Annotated in this window: 1 protein-coding gene and 1 pseudogene; both read right to left on the reverse strand. The window is 67.8% G+C overall.

Going from position 1 to position 1,281, the window contains the following annotated elements; genetic code table 11:
* Positions 1-204 (reverse strand): annotated as a pseudogene (locus tag AC0L3D_RS36655) (SMC-Scp complex subunit ScpB); the annotation flags it as partial.
* A 3-nt stretch (positions 205-207) separates the two neighbouring features.
* Complete coding sequence (locus AC0L3D_RS36660) at positions 208-1,152, reverse strand: DUF1403 family protein (protein ID WP_473647529.1); 945 nt, start codon at positions 1,150-1,152, stop codon at positions 208-210.
* Positions 1,153-1,281: the final 129 nt, after the last annotated feature.

The following is a 1,281-nucleotide window of genomic DNA, read 5'->3' on the forward strand; positions in this document are numbered from 1 at the left end:
GATACGCGCCAGGGTGTCACGTGTCACCGGCTCGCTGGCCGCGAAGATCGTCGCTTCGACGCGGTTCATCCACTCCCGCCAGCGAACCTCCGCCGGCAGGTGGTCGAGATCGCGATCGAACAAATGGTCATTTGAACGACGGTCGCCTGATCGATGGTCATCTGACCGGCCCTGCCCTCGCCTCTTGCGCGCCGCTTCAGCCATTTCCTAAAGCCCGTAGATGCGGAACGTGGTGCGGCCGGACAGCTCGCGCACGGCGCCGAGATCGACCAGTCGGTCGAACAGGCGGCGCAGGCCGCGATCGCTCATCCCGGTCTTTTTGTCCCCGCGCGACGCCACGAGTGCGTCGTCGGACAGCAGCTTTTCGACGACGAGATCCGCACCCTTCGCCCGCAGTTTCGGCGCGACGGAAATGAGCCGCTCGGCGCGGCGGCCGAGCTCGGTCGAGAGGTCGATCGCCCGCAGCGCTGCGCGCGCCTGGGCCACGAGCAGGCCCTGCACCCTCTCCCCGCCTGGCGCCCGATCCCTCTCCGTCAGACTGGTTGTTCTCACCCGCACGCCACGCGTGCTTCCGCCCGATGCAGGCTGCGCTCCCAGAAGCGGCACCGCATGCGGCCATCCCAATCTTTGCGCGAGCAGGGCGTCGGCGAGCCAAGAACCCAAATTGCGTCCGAAGCCATCGCGTTCCGCACTCGCAAATGCGCCGGTCAGCATCTCGACAACGCCGGCTGCCGTAGACAGCTGGCGGAGATCCTCGAGGAGATCGCCGCCCGCCGCGCCGTTGCGGGCGAAAAAACCGAATTCTTCCAAGACCACGGTGAGGTTTTTCTCCGTCAGAAGATCCTCTGCGGGCCGGGCTGCCAGCCGGCGCCAGGCGAGGAGCAAAAGACCGCCCGGCCCACAATCGTCGCCGGGGCGGGTCAGGAGAAAAGAATCGCGCAGCGCGGCCTCGTCCTCGGTGCGCCCCGCCTGGCGCGCCGTTGTCGCGGCCGCGCCGAGTGCCAGACGTTGCCGCCAGGCGCCCGCCCATTTTTCGTCCCGGCGCACGACAGCATCGAGCGCGGTCAGCGCCGCGCCGGCGGCAAGCGCAGCATCCCCAAGGGTTTGCGCCGTCTCGACTGCCCTGCGCAGCCAGGATGGCACAGTCGCCATGGGCGCGATCGGCGCGGCGCCGAGCGGCTGGACTGCGTGTCGCGAAGGCGGTTTGGCGTGGAGAATCATCGTCGACAGCATGAATCATCGCGGCGCTTTTAACAACGACAATACGAACAAACCGCCGCG

This window comes from Mesorhizobium sp. WSM4837 (assembly GCF_055811435.1).